This is a genomic window from Prosthecobacter sp. (genome assembly GCF_020439865.1).
Taxonomy (GTDB): Bacteria; Verrucomicrobiota; Verrucomicrobiia; order Verrucomicrobiales; family Verrucomicrobiaceae; genus Prosthecobacter.
Window position 1 is genome coordinate 14,747 of record NZ_JAGRPF010000102.1, and the last position, 13,655, is coordinate 28,401.

Annotated in this window: 14 protein-coding genes; 8 read left to right on the forward strand and 6 right to left on the reverse strand. The window is 58.9% G+C overall.

What is annotated here, in order from left to right; all coding sequences use genetic code 11:
- Nucleotides 1-4 precede the first annotated feature (4 nt).
- The 4 genes from KDL09_RS10895 to cimA all read left to right on the forward strand — a co-directional run bounded on the left by KDL09_RS10895 (nucleotide 5) and on the right by cimA (nucleotide 3,737).
- Entirely contained in the window at nucleotides 5-625 is a 621-nt protein-coding gene (locus KDL09_RS10895; RefSeq protein ID WP_294384696.1) for a hypothetical protein, read from the forward strand.
- Between the two features lie 47 nt (nucleotides 626-672).
- The gene (locus KDL09_RS10900) at nucleotides 673-1,317 is read left to right on the forward strand and encodes a sigma-70 family RNA polymerase sigma factor (RefSeq protein WP_294384698.1); all 645 of its coding nucleotides are present in this window, start codon (nucleotides 673-675) and stop codon (nucleotides 1,315-1,317) included.
- A gap of 45 nt (nucleotides 1,318-1,362) precedes the next feature.
- A complete protein-coding gene (locus tag KDL09_RS10905) occupies nucleotides 1,363-1,887 on the forward strand; it encodes a hypothetical protein (RefSeq protein ID WP_294384699.1) in 525 nt (174 codons plus the stop codon).
- Between the two features lie 284 nt (nucleotides 1,888-2,171).
- Entirely contained in the window at nucleotides 2,172-3,737 is a 1,566-nt protein-coding gene (gene cimA, locus KDL09_RS10910; protein WP_294384700.1) for a citramalate synthase, read from the forward strand.
- On the opposite strand, the gene KDL09_RS10915 is transcribed toward cimA, so the two are convergent.
- Together KDL09_RS10915 and rfbD are read right to left on the reverse strand one after the other, a co-directional pair.
- A complete protein-coding gene (locus tag KDL09_RS10915) occupies nucleotides 3,734-4,456 on the reverse strand; it encodes an RluA family pseudouridine synthase (protein WP_294384701.1) in 723 nt (240 codons plus the stop codon). The genes cimA and KDL09_RS10915 overlap by 4 nt on opposite strands.
- A gap of 14 nt (nucleotides 4,457-4,470) precedes the next feature.
- Nucleotides 4,471-5,355 carry a dTDP-4-dehydrorhamnose reductase gene (gene rfbD, locus KDL09_RS10920; RefSeq protein WP_294384702.1) on the reverse strand — a complete coding sequence of 295 codons (885 nt, stop codon included), beginning with the start codon at nucleotides 5,353-5,355 and terminating at the stop codon, nucleotides 4,471-4,473.
- 5 nt (nucleotides 5,356-5,360) lie between these two features.
- Here rfbD and KDL09_RS10925 point away from each other — a divergent pair, with 5 nt between their 5' ends.
- The gene (locus tag KDL09_RS10925) at nucleotides 5,361-6,701 is read left to right on the forward strand and encodes an NAD(P)/FAD-dependent oxidoreductase (protein ID WP_294384704.1); all 1,341 of its coding nucleotides are present in this window, start codon (nucleotides 5,361-5,363) and stop codon (nucleotides 6,699-6,701) included.
- Here KDL09_RS10925 and KDL09_RS10930 read toward each other — a convergent pair.
- Genes KDL09_RS10930 through KDL09_RS10940 form a run of 3 tightly spaced genes read right to left on the reverse strand, consistent with a single transcriptional unit; the run spans nucleotide 6,640 to nucleotide 8,823 of the window.
- Entirely contained in the window at nucleotides 6,640-7,107 is a 468-nt protein-coding gene (locus KDL09_RS10930; RefSeq protein WP_294384708.1) for a hypothetical protein, read from the reverse strand. The two genes, KDL09_RS10925 and KDL09_RS10930, sit on opposite strands and share 62 nt — an antisense overlap.
- Complete coding sequence (locus tag KDL09_RS10935; RefSeq protein WP_294384710.1) at nucleotides 7,104-8,318, reverse strand: DUF5009 domain-containing protein; 1,215 nt, start codon at nucleotides 8,316-8,318, stop codon at nucleotides 7,104-7,106. The genes KDL09_RS10930 and KDL09_RS10935 overlap by 4 nt, the downstream gene beginning before the upstream one ends.
- Nucleotides 8,319-8,376: 58 nt before the next feature.
- Nucleotides 8,377-8,823: a hypothetical protein gene (locus tag KDL09_RS10940; protein ID WP_294384711.1), complete on the reverse strand. Its 447-nt coding sequence runs from the start codon at nucleotides 8,821-8,823 to the stop codon at nucleotides 8,377-8,379.
- Nucleotides 8,824-8,936: 113 nt separating this feature from the next.
- Between KDL09_RS10940 and KDL09_RS10945 the strand changes: the two genes are divergently transcribed.
- The 3 genes from KDL09_RS10945 to rpsU all read left to right on the forward strand — a co-directional run bounded on the left by KDL09_RS10945 (nucleotide 8,937) and on the right by rpsU (nucleotide 11,165).
- Nucleotides 8,937-9,440 carry an FHA domain-containing protein gene (locus KDL09_RS10945; RefSeq protein WP_294384712.1) on the forward strand — a complete coding sequence of 168 codons (504 nt, stop codon included), beginning with the start codon at nucleotides 8,937-8,939 and terminating at the stop codon, nucleotides 9,438-9,440.
- Between the two features lie 141 nt (nucleotides 9,441-9,581).
- Complete coding sequence (locus tag KDL09_RS10950; protein ID WP_294384714.1) at nucleotides 9,582-10,853, forward strand: adenylosuccinate synthase; 1,272 nt, start codon at nucleotides 9,582-9,584, stop codon at nucleotides 10,851-10,853.
- Between the two features lie 78 nt (nucleotides 10,854-10,931).
- Entirely contained in the window at nucleotides 10,932-11,165 is a 234-nt protein-coding gene (gene rpsU / locus KDL09_RS10955; RefSeq protein WP_294384715.1) for a 30S ribosomal protein S21, read from the forward strand.
- A gap of 62 nt (nucleotides 11,166-11,227) precedes the next feature.
- Here rpsU and KDL09_RS10960 read toward each other — a convergent pair whose 3' ends face one another.
- Complete coding sequence (locus KDL09_RS10960) at nucleotides 11,228-13,648, reverse strand: heavy metal translocating P-type ATPase metal-binding domain-containing protein (RefSeq protein WP_294384716.1); 2,421 nt, start codon at nucleotides 13,646-13,648, stop codon at nucleotides 11,228-11,230.
- Nucleotides 13,649-13,655 lie beyond the last annotated feature (7 nt).

Genomic DNA, 13,655 nt, shown 5'->3' on the forward strand with positions numbered 1-13,655 from the left:
AATCATGGAACACGTTCTCGTCATCACCCGCCAGCTCTTCGATCAACTCGGCAGCTTTCAAGGCTTTCAAGCCGACACTCCGCGCTACTTGCATGCAATGCTGGCTCCAGGTGCCAATCATTTCATGGAGCGCCCGGCAGCGGAGAAAGATCCCTCACACAAGCAACTCATCCCCTACACCATTTTTCATCACGCAGGCCGCTATCTGAGCTATACCCGAGGAGGAAGTTCTGGGGAAAAACGACTCGTGGCCAAACGCTCCATTGGCATCGGAGGACATATCAATCCTGTGGACGCCGGGCAGGACGGCCTCGGTGAAACGATGTACTACAACGGCGTCGAACGTGAGATGGCCGAGGAACTCGTCATCGGAGGCACTCACACGCAGAAGGTCATCGGACTCATCAATGATGACGCGACCGAAGTTGGCAGCGTTCATCTTGGCGTTGTGCACTTCTTTGATCTCAGCAGCGATGATGTGCAGTCCAACGAAGACGCCATTCAGGACCTTCGATTCCACACTCTGGAAGAACTGCATGCCATGCACGACCAGTTGGAAACGTGGTCACAAATCTGCGTGGCTCATCTCTGGAGTGTTCAAAAGAAATTGAAATCATCCGCGTAGGAAGAAATGCTTGTCTCTTCGCGCAACGAGTGTTTTTCTTCTTCTAAATGCAAGAATCATCCCTCAGCGCCCCGGCGGCCCCCATCGCTTCGCTGAACGAACCTGCACCCAGCAGCAGCGCGGCCGAAGACCGCATCCTTGTGGACAAAGCCCAGGCGGGAGACACGGGTGCGTTCGATGAACTTGTGCGCAAGTACACCCCGAAGCTCTACGGCCTGATCTACAATATGACCTCGAACCGCGAGGACACCGCCGATCTGCTGCAAGACGTTTTTGCGAAGGCCTACCGCTCCATCAAGCGCTTCATGGGCAAGTCCTCGTTCTACACCTGGATCTATTCGATCTCAGTGAACATGACTTTGAACTTTCTTAAGAAACGAGGAAGGCATCATAAGGTCAGTCTTGACGATGTAGATACCGGAATTGAGAACGACCCGGACTTCATCCGGGTGACCACCGCCAATACGGGCACGCTACGTGAAGTGAACATCCATGAGCTGCAAAAAAGGTTGAACGCAGCCATGATGAAGCTGTCGGAAGATCACCGCACGGTGGTGACTTTGTACGATGTACAGGGGCTCCAGCATGCCGAAATCAGCAAGATATTAGGAGTCTCGGAAGGGACCGTCAGATCACGATTGTTTTACGCACATCGCCTGCTCCAGACATATCTTGAAGATTTCGTGAAATAACCTTGGTCCATGAACGAATTTAGCAAACACGATCCCCAGCACGCCATGAGTGAGTTTGAAAGCATCCAGCGGTTGATTCGATTGAAGCGGTTCGAACAGCCAGGGGAAGGATTCACTGAAGACTTTCTTCGTCAGTTTCATCAGAGGCAGAGAGCGGAGATGCTCAAACAGTCATCTCTCGAACTGTTTTGGGAACGTGCAACCACCTGCTGGGACAACCTGTTTGTGCCTAAGTGGGGAATGGTGGCGGCGGCCGCATGCGTTTGCGCCATGAGCCTCTGGATGTTGTCCCGGCCTGTCCCGGAATCGACACCCGCTGTCACCTCAGTTCCTGCCGTCGCTGAAAAGCCCTTCCTGCTCAAAATGGATCTCAGCGATCTCCCCATGGCACGCATGGCCGAACATGACGACGCCACGATTACAGACATGCTTCTCCGCAAGCATTTGGAGGTGCGGCCGGTCCTTGAGGGAAATGTCTCGCCGCTGCCGGTCAATGGTTGGCAGACGCCTACGCTCCAAAACGCCTTCCCCGCCATTCATGACGGAGTCGAAGGTGGCTTGGGCAAGTAACAGGTCGAAAGACCGGAGCGACCGCAGCGCCAAAACTTCCCTTTGCCTTCAGGGCAGGCCGCGCTTAAACCTTGCGCTGCTCATGGGAAACCGCCCTGACATTCGCCGAATTATCCGAATTAGCTTCGGACTCACCTGCGCCTGACGCTGCCTGGAGGGTCCGTTTTCTCTTGCCCACGCTTCAAGCGCTCCCGGCAACCGGCGTCCCGGAGCTTCTGGCAAACGCCAGCCCGGACCGTTTTCTCATTGCGAACCCCTTTCAATCTCTCCATTTCCACATTCACATGTCTCCAGTTACCATCTATGACACCACCCTGCGTGACGGCACCCAGGGCACCGGCATCTCTTTCAGCACCCTCGACAAAATCCGCGTCGCCGAGAAACTCGACGAATTTGGCGTGCATTACATCGAAGGCGGCTGGCCCGGGTCCAATCCCAAAGATGCCGCCTTCTTCGAAGAAGCCTCCAAGCGCTCATGGAAAAATGCGAAGATCACCGCCTTTGGGATGACACGCCGCGGCAAGATGAAGGTGGAAGACGACCCGCAGGTCCAAATGCTGCTCGACGCCAAAACTCCTGCTGTGACTGTGGTCGGCAAAACTTGGGCGCTGCATGTCACCGAGGTCTTCCAGGTCACTCTTGAGGAAAACCTGGCAATGATCGCCGACACGGTGGCTTACTTGAAGAAGCACGGACGCGAGGTGCTCTACGATGCGGAACACTTTTTCGACAGCTTCAAAGACGACCCAGAATACTCGCTCAAGACCATCAAGGCCGCGTCTGACGCCGGCGCGGATCTGGTGGTGCTTTGCGAGACAAACGGCGGTGCGCTGCCGGAATTCGTCGAAGAGGTCACCCGCAAGGCGATCGCTCATCTCGGCAAACCCGTGGGCATCCACACGCATAACGATGGTGGCGTCGGTGTGGCCAATGCATTGGCCGCCGTGCGGGCAGGAGCCTGCCAGGTGCAAGGCACCATCAACGGCTACGGCGAGCGTGTTGGAAACTGCAACCTCGTCACCGTGATGCCGAATTTGCAGATCAAGATGGGCATCCCACTCGGCATCGACCTCACGCGCCTGCGTGATCTCGCACATTTCGTCGACGAACTCGCCAACGTGACGCATGACATCCGTGCACCCTACGTCGGGCTTGCCGCGTTCACGCACAAAGGCGGCCTTCATGTGCATGCGGTGCAGAAGCTCTCCCGCACCTATGAACACATCGATCCGGCACTCGTCGGAAACGAACGCATCATCACCATCTCCGACATGTCCGGCCAGTCGAACGTGCTCGTGAAGGCTGAGGGCATGGGCTTCAGGTTCGCCAAAGGCGCTCCCGAGGTGCAGAATATCCTTTCTGAGGTCAAAAGGCTCGAAAGCGAAGGCTACGAGTTCGAGGCCGCCGAGGCTTCGTTCGAAATGCTTATCCGCAAGCAACTCGGTCAATACACCCCCTTCTTCAATCTCATCGAATACCACTCGACCCACCGCTTCCACGGCGGTGAGCACGGTTTCGAGACCTGCGAGGCCACCATCAAGATCGAGGTGGGCAGCGACCGAGTTTATACCGTCGATGAAGGCGACGGACCGGTGAACGCGCTCGACAATGCGTTGCGCAAGGCCCTTCTTCCCTTCTTCCCTGCGCTCAAGGACATGCGCCTCGCCGACTACAAGGTTCGCATCATTGACGGTGGCACAGGTACCGCAGCAAAGACACGCGTGCTGATCACCAGCACCGACGGCGAGGACGACTGGAGCACCGTGGGAGTGAGCTGCAACATCATCGACGCAAGCTGGAAGGCCCTTGTCGATGGCATCGAGTACTTCCTGCTCAAACGCGCCGCTTAAGGCGCCTTCAGCCCAGCTGCCTCCAGCACGGCAATCAAGTCGGGAGGCGGCGGTGCTTTCACGCTCAGCATCTGGCCTGAGGCCGGATGTTTGAGCCGCAGTTCGTGTGCATGGAGGAAGAGCCTCTTCGCTCCCAGGCTCTGACGCAGCTTGCGATTGAGGTCGAAGGATCCGTAAACGTCGTCTCCGACAAGCGGGAGACGGCGTGAGGCAGCCTGAACGCGGATCTGATGGGTTTTGCCTGTGATAAGCTCGATTTGAACGAGTGAGAGGCGATGAACTGCGGAATGCTCGATCAAACGGTAGTGAGCCTCGGCATTGGGACGCGGACCATGCCGCACACTGGTGCGCACCTGATGGCGTTCGTGTGATGTGATGAGGTGGTCCAGCCAAACTCCCTCGCTCTTCAGCCCGCCGCCAATGCAAAGCGCCAGATAAGTTTTCCGCACCTGCTCGGCCTCAAATGACTCACGGCAAGCCGCCGCCGTCCTCTCATCCTTGGCTCCGAGCAAAACGCCCGAAGTGTCCTGATCGAGACGGTGGATCAGCCACACGTTGCCTCCGGGCGTTTTGAAGGAGCGCCGATCATGATCATAGCTTCCTTCAAATGCAGCCATCTGCGGCTTTCCCGCCTTTGAATTCGGATGCGAAAGCACGCCGTGAGGCTTGTTCACCACGATGAGAAAACGATCCTCATGAAGGACTTCACAATGGGTCATGGCGGAGGCGGAAATCATTTGGGATGATATTTCTCCACCAAATAGTCTTCCAGTGCATCATGCCAGTTTCGAATTGCCCCTCCCAGCAGGTTCTGCAGTTTCGCATGGCTCATCACAGTCATCAAAGGCCGTTGCGCTTTAAACTGCGTGAGGCTGTCGAGCTTGATCGGCTTTACTTGGGTGGTCTTCACCGGAAGGCCCAGCCTGTGAGCGATTTCCAGTGCGGCTTCCGCCCATGAATGCCAGGATGCCCTCCCCGAGTTGCAGAAATGCATGACGCCGCCTAGCCCAGCATGGTCGTCAATCAGGCGCTCAATCCAGACCGCGATGTCCGTGTTGCTGGTAGGAACGGAGACTTTGTCAGCCACAGCACTGAGTTCATCTGTCTGCAGCGCACGCTGGATGACATTGTCAGGATGGCTCGGCTTGTCTGGACCAAACAACCACGAAACGCGAGCGACGAGCGCCGAAGGACAGGCTCTGAGCACCGCCAACTCACCCTCCCTTTTTGTGCGACCATAGACATTGATCGGAGCAGTCTCGTCCTCCTCCCGCCAAGGCTCATACTGCTGCCCGCTGAAGACGTAGTCGGTGCTGAAGTGAATCATGCGTGCGCCTCGCGCCTCACAGCACTCGGCGATAACCTTCGGCGCTGTCACATTTGCCAGACCGGCCTTTTCCGGATGAACTTCGCAGGCATCCGGACTCGTCATCCCGGCGGCATTGAGCAGGACATCGAAGTCCTGTGCAGCCAGTCTTTCAGGAATGATCTCCGGCTTCTCAAAATCCATGTCAGCGCGCCCCCAGATGGTGGTCGAGTAGCGCGGCGAAAAGTGACGGAACAGCGCACGCCCCAGACCGCCAGTGGCGCCAAGAATGAGGATGCGAGGGGATGGCATGAGGCATGCTTGCCACGCCTCATGCGCTTGCAAAGGCAAAAGGCATGCCCAAAGATGGGCGCACGACTGTTTGGATGAGTGATACGCAGCCCAGGATTGTGATTGTCGGCGCCGGCCTTGCGGGCTTGGCGTGTGCCCGTGTACTGGCGGCTGCGGGCCGTCCGTTTACGATCCTCGAAGCTTCCAACGCTGTCGGCGGTCGTGTGCGCACCGACCTCGTCGACGGATTTTTGCTCGACCGGGGCTTCCAGGTTTTCCTCCCCGCCTACCAGGAAGCCAGGCGGGTGCTGGATTATGAAGCGCTCGACCTGCGGCCGATCTACCGCGGCGCGGACGTCTTCGTCAAAAACCGCTTTCATCGCATGGCCGACCCGTTGGCCCACCCTCTGACGGCGGCAAAAAACTTCCGGGATGAAATCGTCACCCTGCGGGACAAATGGACCATGCTTTTGCTGAGAAAAGAGGTCTTTGGCCTGCGGGCTCCACCGCGTGACGTTGCCGACATGGAGACCGACGACTACCTCCGTGACTTTGGATTCTCCGAAAGCATGATCGACCGCTTCTTCAGACCGTTTTTCGGCGGTGTGTTTTTGGAAAAAGATCTGCGCACCAGCGCACGCATGCTGCTCTTTTTGTTTTCGATGTTTGACCGGGGAAGCAGCGCACTCCCGGCACGAGGCATGCAGTCGATACCAGATCAGCTTGCGATGGCTCTGCCCCCCGGCAGCCTGCGGCTGAATGCACCCGTTTCCTCGGTGCGCGCCGGTGAGGTCACCCTGGACACCGGCGAAGTGCTGCACGCAGATCATGTCATCGTCGCAGCAAGCGAGGAGGTGGCACGCCGTCTTCTACCGCCGACGGATGCCGCACCGCTGCTGCCCAGCCGCTCGGCCACCTGCATGTACTTCGCCTCCAACGAGGCGCCTTCGACGGAACCGATCCTGCATTTGGACGGTGATGGGCGTGGTCCCGTGAACAACATGACCGTTCTCTCGCACATCTCGCCATACTATGCCCCGCCCGGGCAGCATCTCATTTCAACATCCATCATCGGAGCTCCATCAAGCACCGAACTGGAGCAGGTGGTGCGCGAGCAGATGCGAAAGTGGTTCGGTGAAGCGGCAGTCTCCCAGTGGAGGCACCTTCGCACTTATCAGATAAGGCATGCGCAGCCGGAGGGCCGACAGCTAAGGCTGGGCAGCGGCCCGCTGTCTGCCGTAATCGAGCCCGGGCTGTACCGCTGTGGTGACTGGTGTGAAGATGTCTCGATCAACGGGGCTCTTCTCAGCGGCCGTCGATGTGGAGAGGCGGTAATGAAAGCGTTGGGAGAACCGAGCCCGGATTGACTGAACCCGGGTTGCCCTCCGAGGGCATCACAAAAGGATTGATCGTGGCCGGCGCATTGTTGAGGCGGACCTCCACCTTGGTGACACCGAACTTTTCCGGATTCTTTTCAGCAATCGTCCTCAGTTCCTGAGCCACGCCTTCCACGTCGCTACGGTTCTTGAGGTCTTTGATGATCAACGTCGTGAATCCCGCTCCCGCCTGTACATCGATCTTGCTGGCAGGCACACCCATCTTCAGGTGAATCAGTTCCTCCCAAGCGCTGGCATGCCGCAAATCAGGCAGCAGGACGAGCCCGGCCTTATGCAGTCTCTCCTCCTCCTTCAAATCGCGGGCAGGAAGTTCCGGTTTGCTCTGACAGGCGACGAGACCGGCGGCGATGAGGATGAGAGCGAGTCTTGAGATCACAGTTTGAGGAAGGCTCTTTGCTTATACAGCCACCAACAAATCAACCAAAGCACAAAAAGCACGCCGCAACGTTCGATGACAGGCGTCCAATAGGTCGGAAAGGCCGCGTCTGGGAGATGCTTGTGCAAATTATCCCGAATCCATCCGGCACACAGGCTGTGCAACAGGTAAATCGTGATGCTGTTCATGCCGACGACCACCAACGGAAACACCAACCGCCGCATGCCGACGATCTCCACCAGCCAGTAAAAGATCGAAAGCAGGATGAGCACCCAGCCACCGCTCAGGATGGCCCACGAGGGCGTCCAGATGCGCTTCACCACCGGCAGCACCGTGTACTGCTCGAACTGAGTCCCGACCACGGGAAGCACCTTTAGATCGAGTCCCGTGCCCACCAGCACCAGCACGATGCCTGTGATCAGCAACGACAGACACCTGCGCTTTTCCGTCTGCAGGCTGCGCATGAGATAGTGGCCTGTCAATGCACCACCAAGCATCGTCGCAAGGGCAGGAACAAAGTTCAGTGTCTGGTAGCCGCCAGGGTTGTACTCAAACGGCTTTGCCTGCGGCAGCAGGTTCAAAAACCAACGATCAAATGCTGCGGCGGCATTGGTGTGAATGTTCCAGTGAGCGGAAAATCCCGGCAGGATCGCGTGCTCGGTTCCCTTCATGCCCGCAATGGCCGCCAGATCCTGCGCCGAGGGCAGTGGATGATTGATGAAGAACCACGAGTACCCGACCAGGATCAGAATGATCCCCGACACCACGAATTCCCAGCCCAGACGCGAGAGTAGAAAAAGAAAGAAGTAACCGAGACCGATCTGTGCAAGCACATTGGTGAATAAGAACACGGTGTGCTTGTCGCCTGCATGCGTAGCCAGCATCACCGCCAGCGCCACCAGCAGGATCGAGCGCGAGAGCGCATGCCAGGCCATGCCGAAGAACGACTGCCCGTGCTCACGTCTCTTTGCATACGAAAGCGGCACTGCGACACCGACCATGAACATGAAACTCGGCTGGATCAGATCCCACAGCGAGCAGCCCTGCCAGGCCTGATGCTCGAACTGCGGTCGGACGAATTCCCACCACGACCCCGGATTCGCAGATGCCATCTGCACGATGCCGAAGCCCGATGAGGCCATCAGCAGCATGATGAAACCTCGAAACGCATCGAGGGACAGAAGTCGGTTGTCGGTGGTGGTTGGGTTCATGGCGAAAACCAGAACGCCAGTCACCGAGCCCTGCTATCGGAGACCAGTGAGGTATTGGTCAGGCGGCCTTGAGCACTTCATGGGTGTGAATCGCTGGATTCACGATGTCCCGCACAAACTGCGACGGCTCGGCTCCTTCTCCGAAGACATAAACCCGGGTGCGCAGCGTGAGTTTTTGAATCTCAAACCCGGGATTCGACATGCCGCGGTAATAGTTGAGGATCATCTCCTTCTCCAAGTCCAATGCCGCACCCTTCATCCCGTATTCGAGGACGAAGGAAGCCTTTTCAAACGCGGGCTGACCGCCCACACGGGCCTCCTGGCTGATCGGATCGATCAAAACCTTCTCAACAAAGGCCTTCAGCGCAATCTCATCCCCTTCGAACTCGATCTTATACACACGGCCTTCGCGATATTTCAGCGGCAGGGGGTGCGGAGCGTAAAGCAGCTTGTGGCAGTCACTGTCGGTGTCGAACTTGCCTAGGATTTCAAAGATTTGGGTCATGGGAAATGGTTGCCAGCTTTCCTAGCGAGAACGTCCGCCAGCGCAAGCCCGCAGCCACCTGCCGTGAAGTCCCTCTTGCCACCCCTGTCCCGGCCTGCTAGAACTTCGCCGTTATGCCGCGTATTCAATTCACCACTCCCGAAGGGGCCTCCGGCACCCTCGACCTCGACGCTGAACGCATGACCTTGGGTCGTGCTGATGACAACCAGCTCATCATCACTGATGATTCGGTTTCCAGCCATCATGGCGAGATCGCGTTCGATGGCGCCTCTTGGACGCTGACCGACCTCGGTTCCACCAATGGCACCAAGGTTGGAGGAGCCCGTGTTGAGAGCGTCGCCCTTGCCCCGGGAGCTGTTTTCCAGCTCGGCAACGTGAACTGTGTATTCGTTGGCGATGGTGAGGACGAGGCCGTTTACAGCGCCCCGACCATGACGGTTTCCACCCCTTCCAGCGGCTACGGCAGCCATCCTTATGACAGGAGCCTGCGCAGAGGCTTCGGTCCGAAGGTGAAGGAAAAAAGTTCCGGTGGGGGCCTGCTCATCCTTCTCGGCGTTCTCGGCCTCGCGGCCTGCGGAACCGCCGCCTATTTCGCAATGCAAATGGGAGCATCTTAAGCCTGCACATCGCACGCGTTTGCGGCCCCGGCTCCTGGTTGGAGCACGTCAGTGGTCTTCATGACTGCGACGGCACGGCTTGCGCGTCCTTAAACCACCCTCTGCGGCTCCCCCGTGCCGCCATCCCAAGAAAAAGAATCCATGTCTAACACAATCATTGTAGGCGCCCAGTGGGGCGATGAAGGTAAAGGAAAAATCGTCGATTACCTCACGGAGAACACCGACGTCGTCGTGCGTGCCGCCGGTGGCAACAACGCCGGCCACACGGTCATCAGCAACGGCACGAAGTACATCCTGCACCTCATTCCCTCCGGGATCCTCTGGAAGGGCAAAATCTGCGTCATCGGCAACGGAGTCGTCATGGATCCGATCGGCCTGCTTGAGGAAATGGCCAAACTGCGCGGCCAGGGTGTCAATATCACGCCGGAAAACCTGCTCATCAGCGAGACCGCCCATCTGGTCATGCCTTACCATCGCGGCCTAGACAAGGCCCGCGAAGCCAAGCGTGGCGACAAAAAGATCGGCACCACCGGTCGTGGCATCGGCCCTGCTTATGCCGACAAGGTCGAACGCGACGGTCTCCGGACCATCCTGATGACGCAGCCTGAGATTTTCGAGGAGGAACTCCGCGACCGCCTTGCCCGCCACAACGCCACGTTTGCCGAACTCGGCGTGGACCTCGTCCCCGTCGAAGAGACCGTCAAGGTCATGCTCGAAGCGGCCAAAACGCTGGCCCCGCACATCACCAACACCACAGTGTACCTGCACGAGGCGATCAAGGCCGGCAAAAACCTCCTCTTTGAAGGCGCCCAGGGCACCTATCTCGACATCGACCACGGCACCTATCCTTTCGTCACCTCGTCGAACACCACCGCCGGTGGTGCCTGCACTGGTTCTGGCGTCCCTCCACGCATGATCGACAAGGTCGTCGCCGTCGGTAAGGCCTACACCACCCGAGTCGGTTCCGGCCCGTTCGTCACCGAGAACGATGACATTGGCGACATGCTTCACAACATGGGCCGCGAGTTCGGCGCCACCACCGGTCGTGCCCGCCGCTGCGGCTGGCTGGATGCCGTCCTCGTTCGCTACGCCGTCATGCTCAACGGAGCCGACGAACTCGCCATCACCAATCTCGACGGCCTCGATGGTCTCGACACCTTGCAGATCTGCACCGCCTACAAACTGCGCGGCAAGACCTTGAACTACCCGCCGAGCACCGCCGCCGACATCGCCGCCTGTGAGCCGGTTTACGAAACCCATCAGGGCTGGAAACAGGACCTCAGCGGCATCAAAAAGTTCGCCGACCTTCCCGAACTGGCCAAGGCCTACCTCAAGCGCCTCGAAGAGCTCACCGGAGCCCGCGTCAGCCTCGTCGGCGTCGGTCCTGACCGCGAGCAGACGCTCGTCGCCTGACCCGCAAACCGCCTACATTCCATTTGACGGGAGCGTTCATTCCCCTACTCTTCCGGCCCTTTTCCCACCCACCCCGCTATGACCGAAATTCAGATCCGCAAAGGCGAGCCCGTTGACCGCGCTCTTAAACGCCTCAAGACCCGCCTCGAAATGGACGGCATCCTCGAAGAAGTCCGTCGTCTTCGTGCTCATGAGACCCCGAAGGAGCGCACCAAGCGCAAAGCCCGTGCCGCCGCCAAGCGTGGCAAGATCCGTTTCCGCTTCACCCTTCCCAAAGCCCCCGGCGCTCCGGAGTCCACTCCTGCCGCTTAAGTCGGCGCAGGGAAAAGCAGTTTCAAAGGGCGGCTTTCGAGCCGCCCTTTTTTGTGCCCGCATCAGGCGTGGGCCGCCACACCTTCTGGTTCTCTCGCTCCTGATGGAAGAGGGCTGCGGTGAGGGGCAGTTTGATCGCCAATGGAGCGCCTGAATGTGAACGCCACCAGCGACAGGGTGCAGACAGAACTCAGCGGCATCAAAATCGCCGCCGCCAGCGGACTCAGATGCCCCGTGAACCCGATCACAGCCGTGGCGATGTTGTAAGTCACCGAAAACGCAAACACTCGTCGCGTCGCCAAGCGGTGCAGTCTCGCCACGTTCATGAGTCCGCTCACAAAGCGCAGGCTGTGCCCGAGGAAAAAGAAATCCGCTTTCTGCTCTAGAAAACTGCGTCCCGTCACCGGACTTCCTGCGCACAACGCCTCATCAAAGGCGAGGCTGTCGTTTGCGCCATCGCCCACGTAGAGCGTGTCATCACGATTCCGCCCGCGCAGCCACTGTGCCTTCGCCTCCGGTGTGAGTTCGGCCATCCAGCACAAATCCGGCAGCTCAAGCTTGTGCGCAATCTCAGCCACCTTGGCCGCACGGTCGCCACTGAGCACACAGACCTCAATTCGACGCTCATGCAGATGACGCACCTCCTGCACCGACTCTGCGCGCAGTTCATCACGAAACCGAAACGCCGCCAGCACCGCGCCATCACGCATCAGCACCGCATCACCGGCAATCGCACCCTCCGGCCGGCCCAATCGCCATTCGTGACCGCCTGTATCGTTGAATGACAGCCCGTGCCCAACAGCTTCCTTCACGGCGCCGCTCATCATCTTTGAATCGCCCTCAAACGCGACCGCATCATACAAGCTGCGGCTCACCGGATGCAGATTGCCCGTCACCAGATGACGCAACGCCGCGCGCGATTCAACATCCAGCGCTCGCAACACTTCGGGATTCTCCAAAACCGGATTCTCCAGCGTCAATGTGCCGGTTTTATCAAACACTACGCGCTTCACGCGCATCAGCCGTTTCCACAGCCCCAGCGCGCGAACAAACACGCCGAGCTTCTCAGCACGCGATGCCGCCATCTCCTCCGCCAGCGGCACCGCCACGCCCAACGCGCACGGACACGACACCACGAAGATCGAAATCATCACCTGCAGCGCCTTCACCACACCAGCGCCCTGGCTCCACCACCAGATCGCGCCCGCGAATCCCGTGACCACGACAGCCACCAGATACGCACGCAGGATCTTCTCCAACCGCACATCTCGAAACTCCGCCTCACGCCGCGCATCCAGCAGACGCCGCAGCGTCGAATCCTCCCACGTCTCCACCGCTTCCACCGTCAGCGACTGCATACCGATGTTCAGCGCTCCGGAAGGCAGCAACTGCCCTTCCTCTCGCGCCTGCGCCTCGCTCTCACCGTTGATCCACTCCAGGCTCACCGACGCATCCTCGCTGATCAGCTTGCTCGCCACTGGCACGGTCTGTCCCGATTTCACGACAAACCGCACGCCCTGTTTGAGCGATGCCACAGGCTGCATCTCTTCCATGCCCACATCATTGAGCACATTCACCGTCTCCGAAATCGACGTATCGCGCATCAGGCGCCTGCGGTTGCGATCCACCGCCGCCTGCTGCGCCCAGCGGCCTGCGAGCATCAGGAAGATGAAGATCGCTACGAAATCAAAATACTTCAGCCCCTCGACGCCAGCGATCCAGCCGCCCATCGATCCCAAATACGCCGCCGACACGCCCAACGCGATCGGCGTGTCGATGTGCAGCACACCTGCACGCAGGCTGCGCCATGCACGCTCAATGAAATAACTGCCGCCCACCGCCATCGCCAGCGTCGCGGAAAAGGCGGCGATGAGATCAAACCAGTGCGCGAAGGCGAAATCTGGCGGCATACCGAAATACGCCGGCAGCGAGAACGCCATCGCATTCATCGCAAACGCCCCGCACACGCCCATGCGCCGGGCGAGACCCGAAGACTCCTTCTTTTCACCGCCCTGCACTGGCGGGCCGAGCAGATAGCCAAAGCTCTGCAAATCACGCGCCACGGCGACTGCATCGAATTGCCCGCGCTGCCACGTCAGGCGCACCTCGCCATGCACCACGTCCACATTGATCCGCAACGCGCCCGCATGACGCGCAAACACACGCTCGATCAACCATACGCAACCCACGCACGACAGCCCCTGCACCGCCAGCCGTAATTCGACCGCATCCGATTCGCTCGCACCTTCCGCCTCCGTGCTCAGCAGCGTCAGCCATTCGTAATCGCGTTCACGCAAGGCCTGCGGCGCCACCGGCGGCAATGCCGTGCTGCCTTTGAGATCATAGAAATGGTCCAGCCCTTCCTGATGCAGCAAATCGTGCACGTAGCTGCAACCCGCGCAGCAAAACCCATCTTCACGTCCTGCCGGAACCGGCGAGCCGCAGTGGGTGCACAATGATGGATCATGATGCGCGTTCATCATGAAGGCA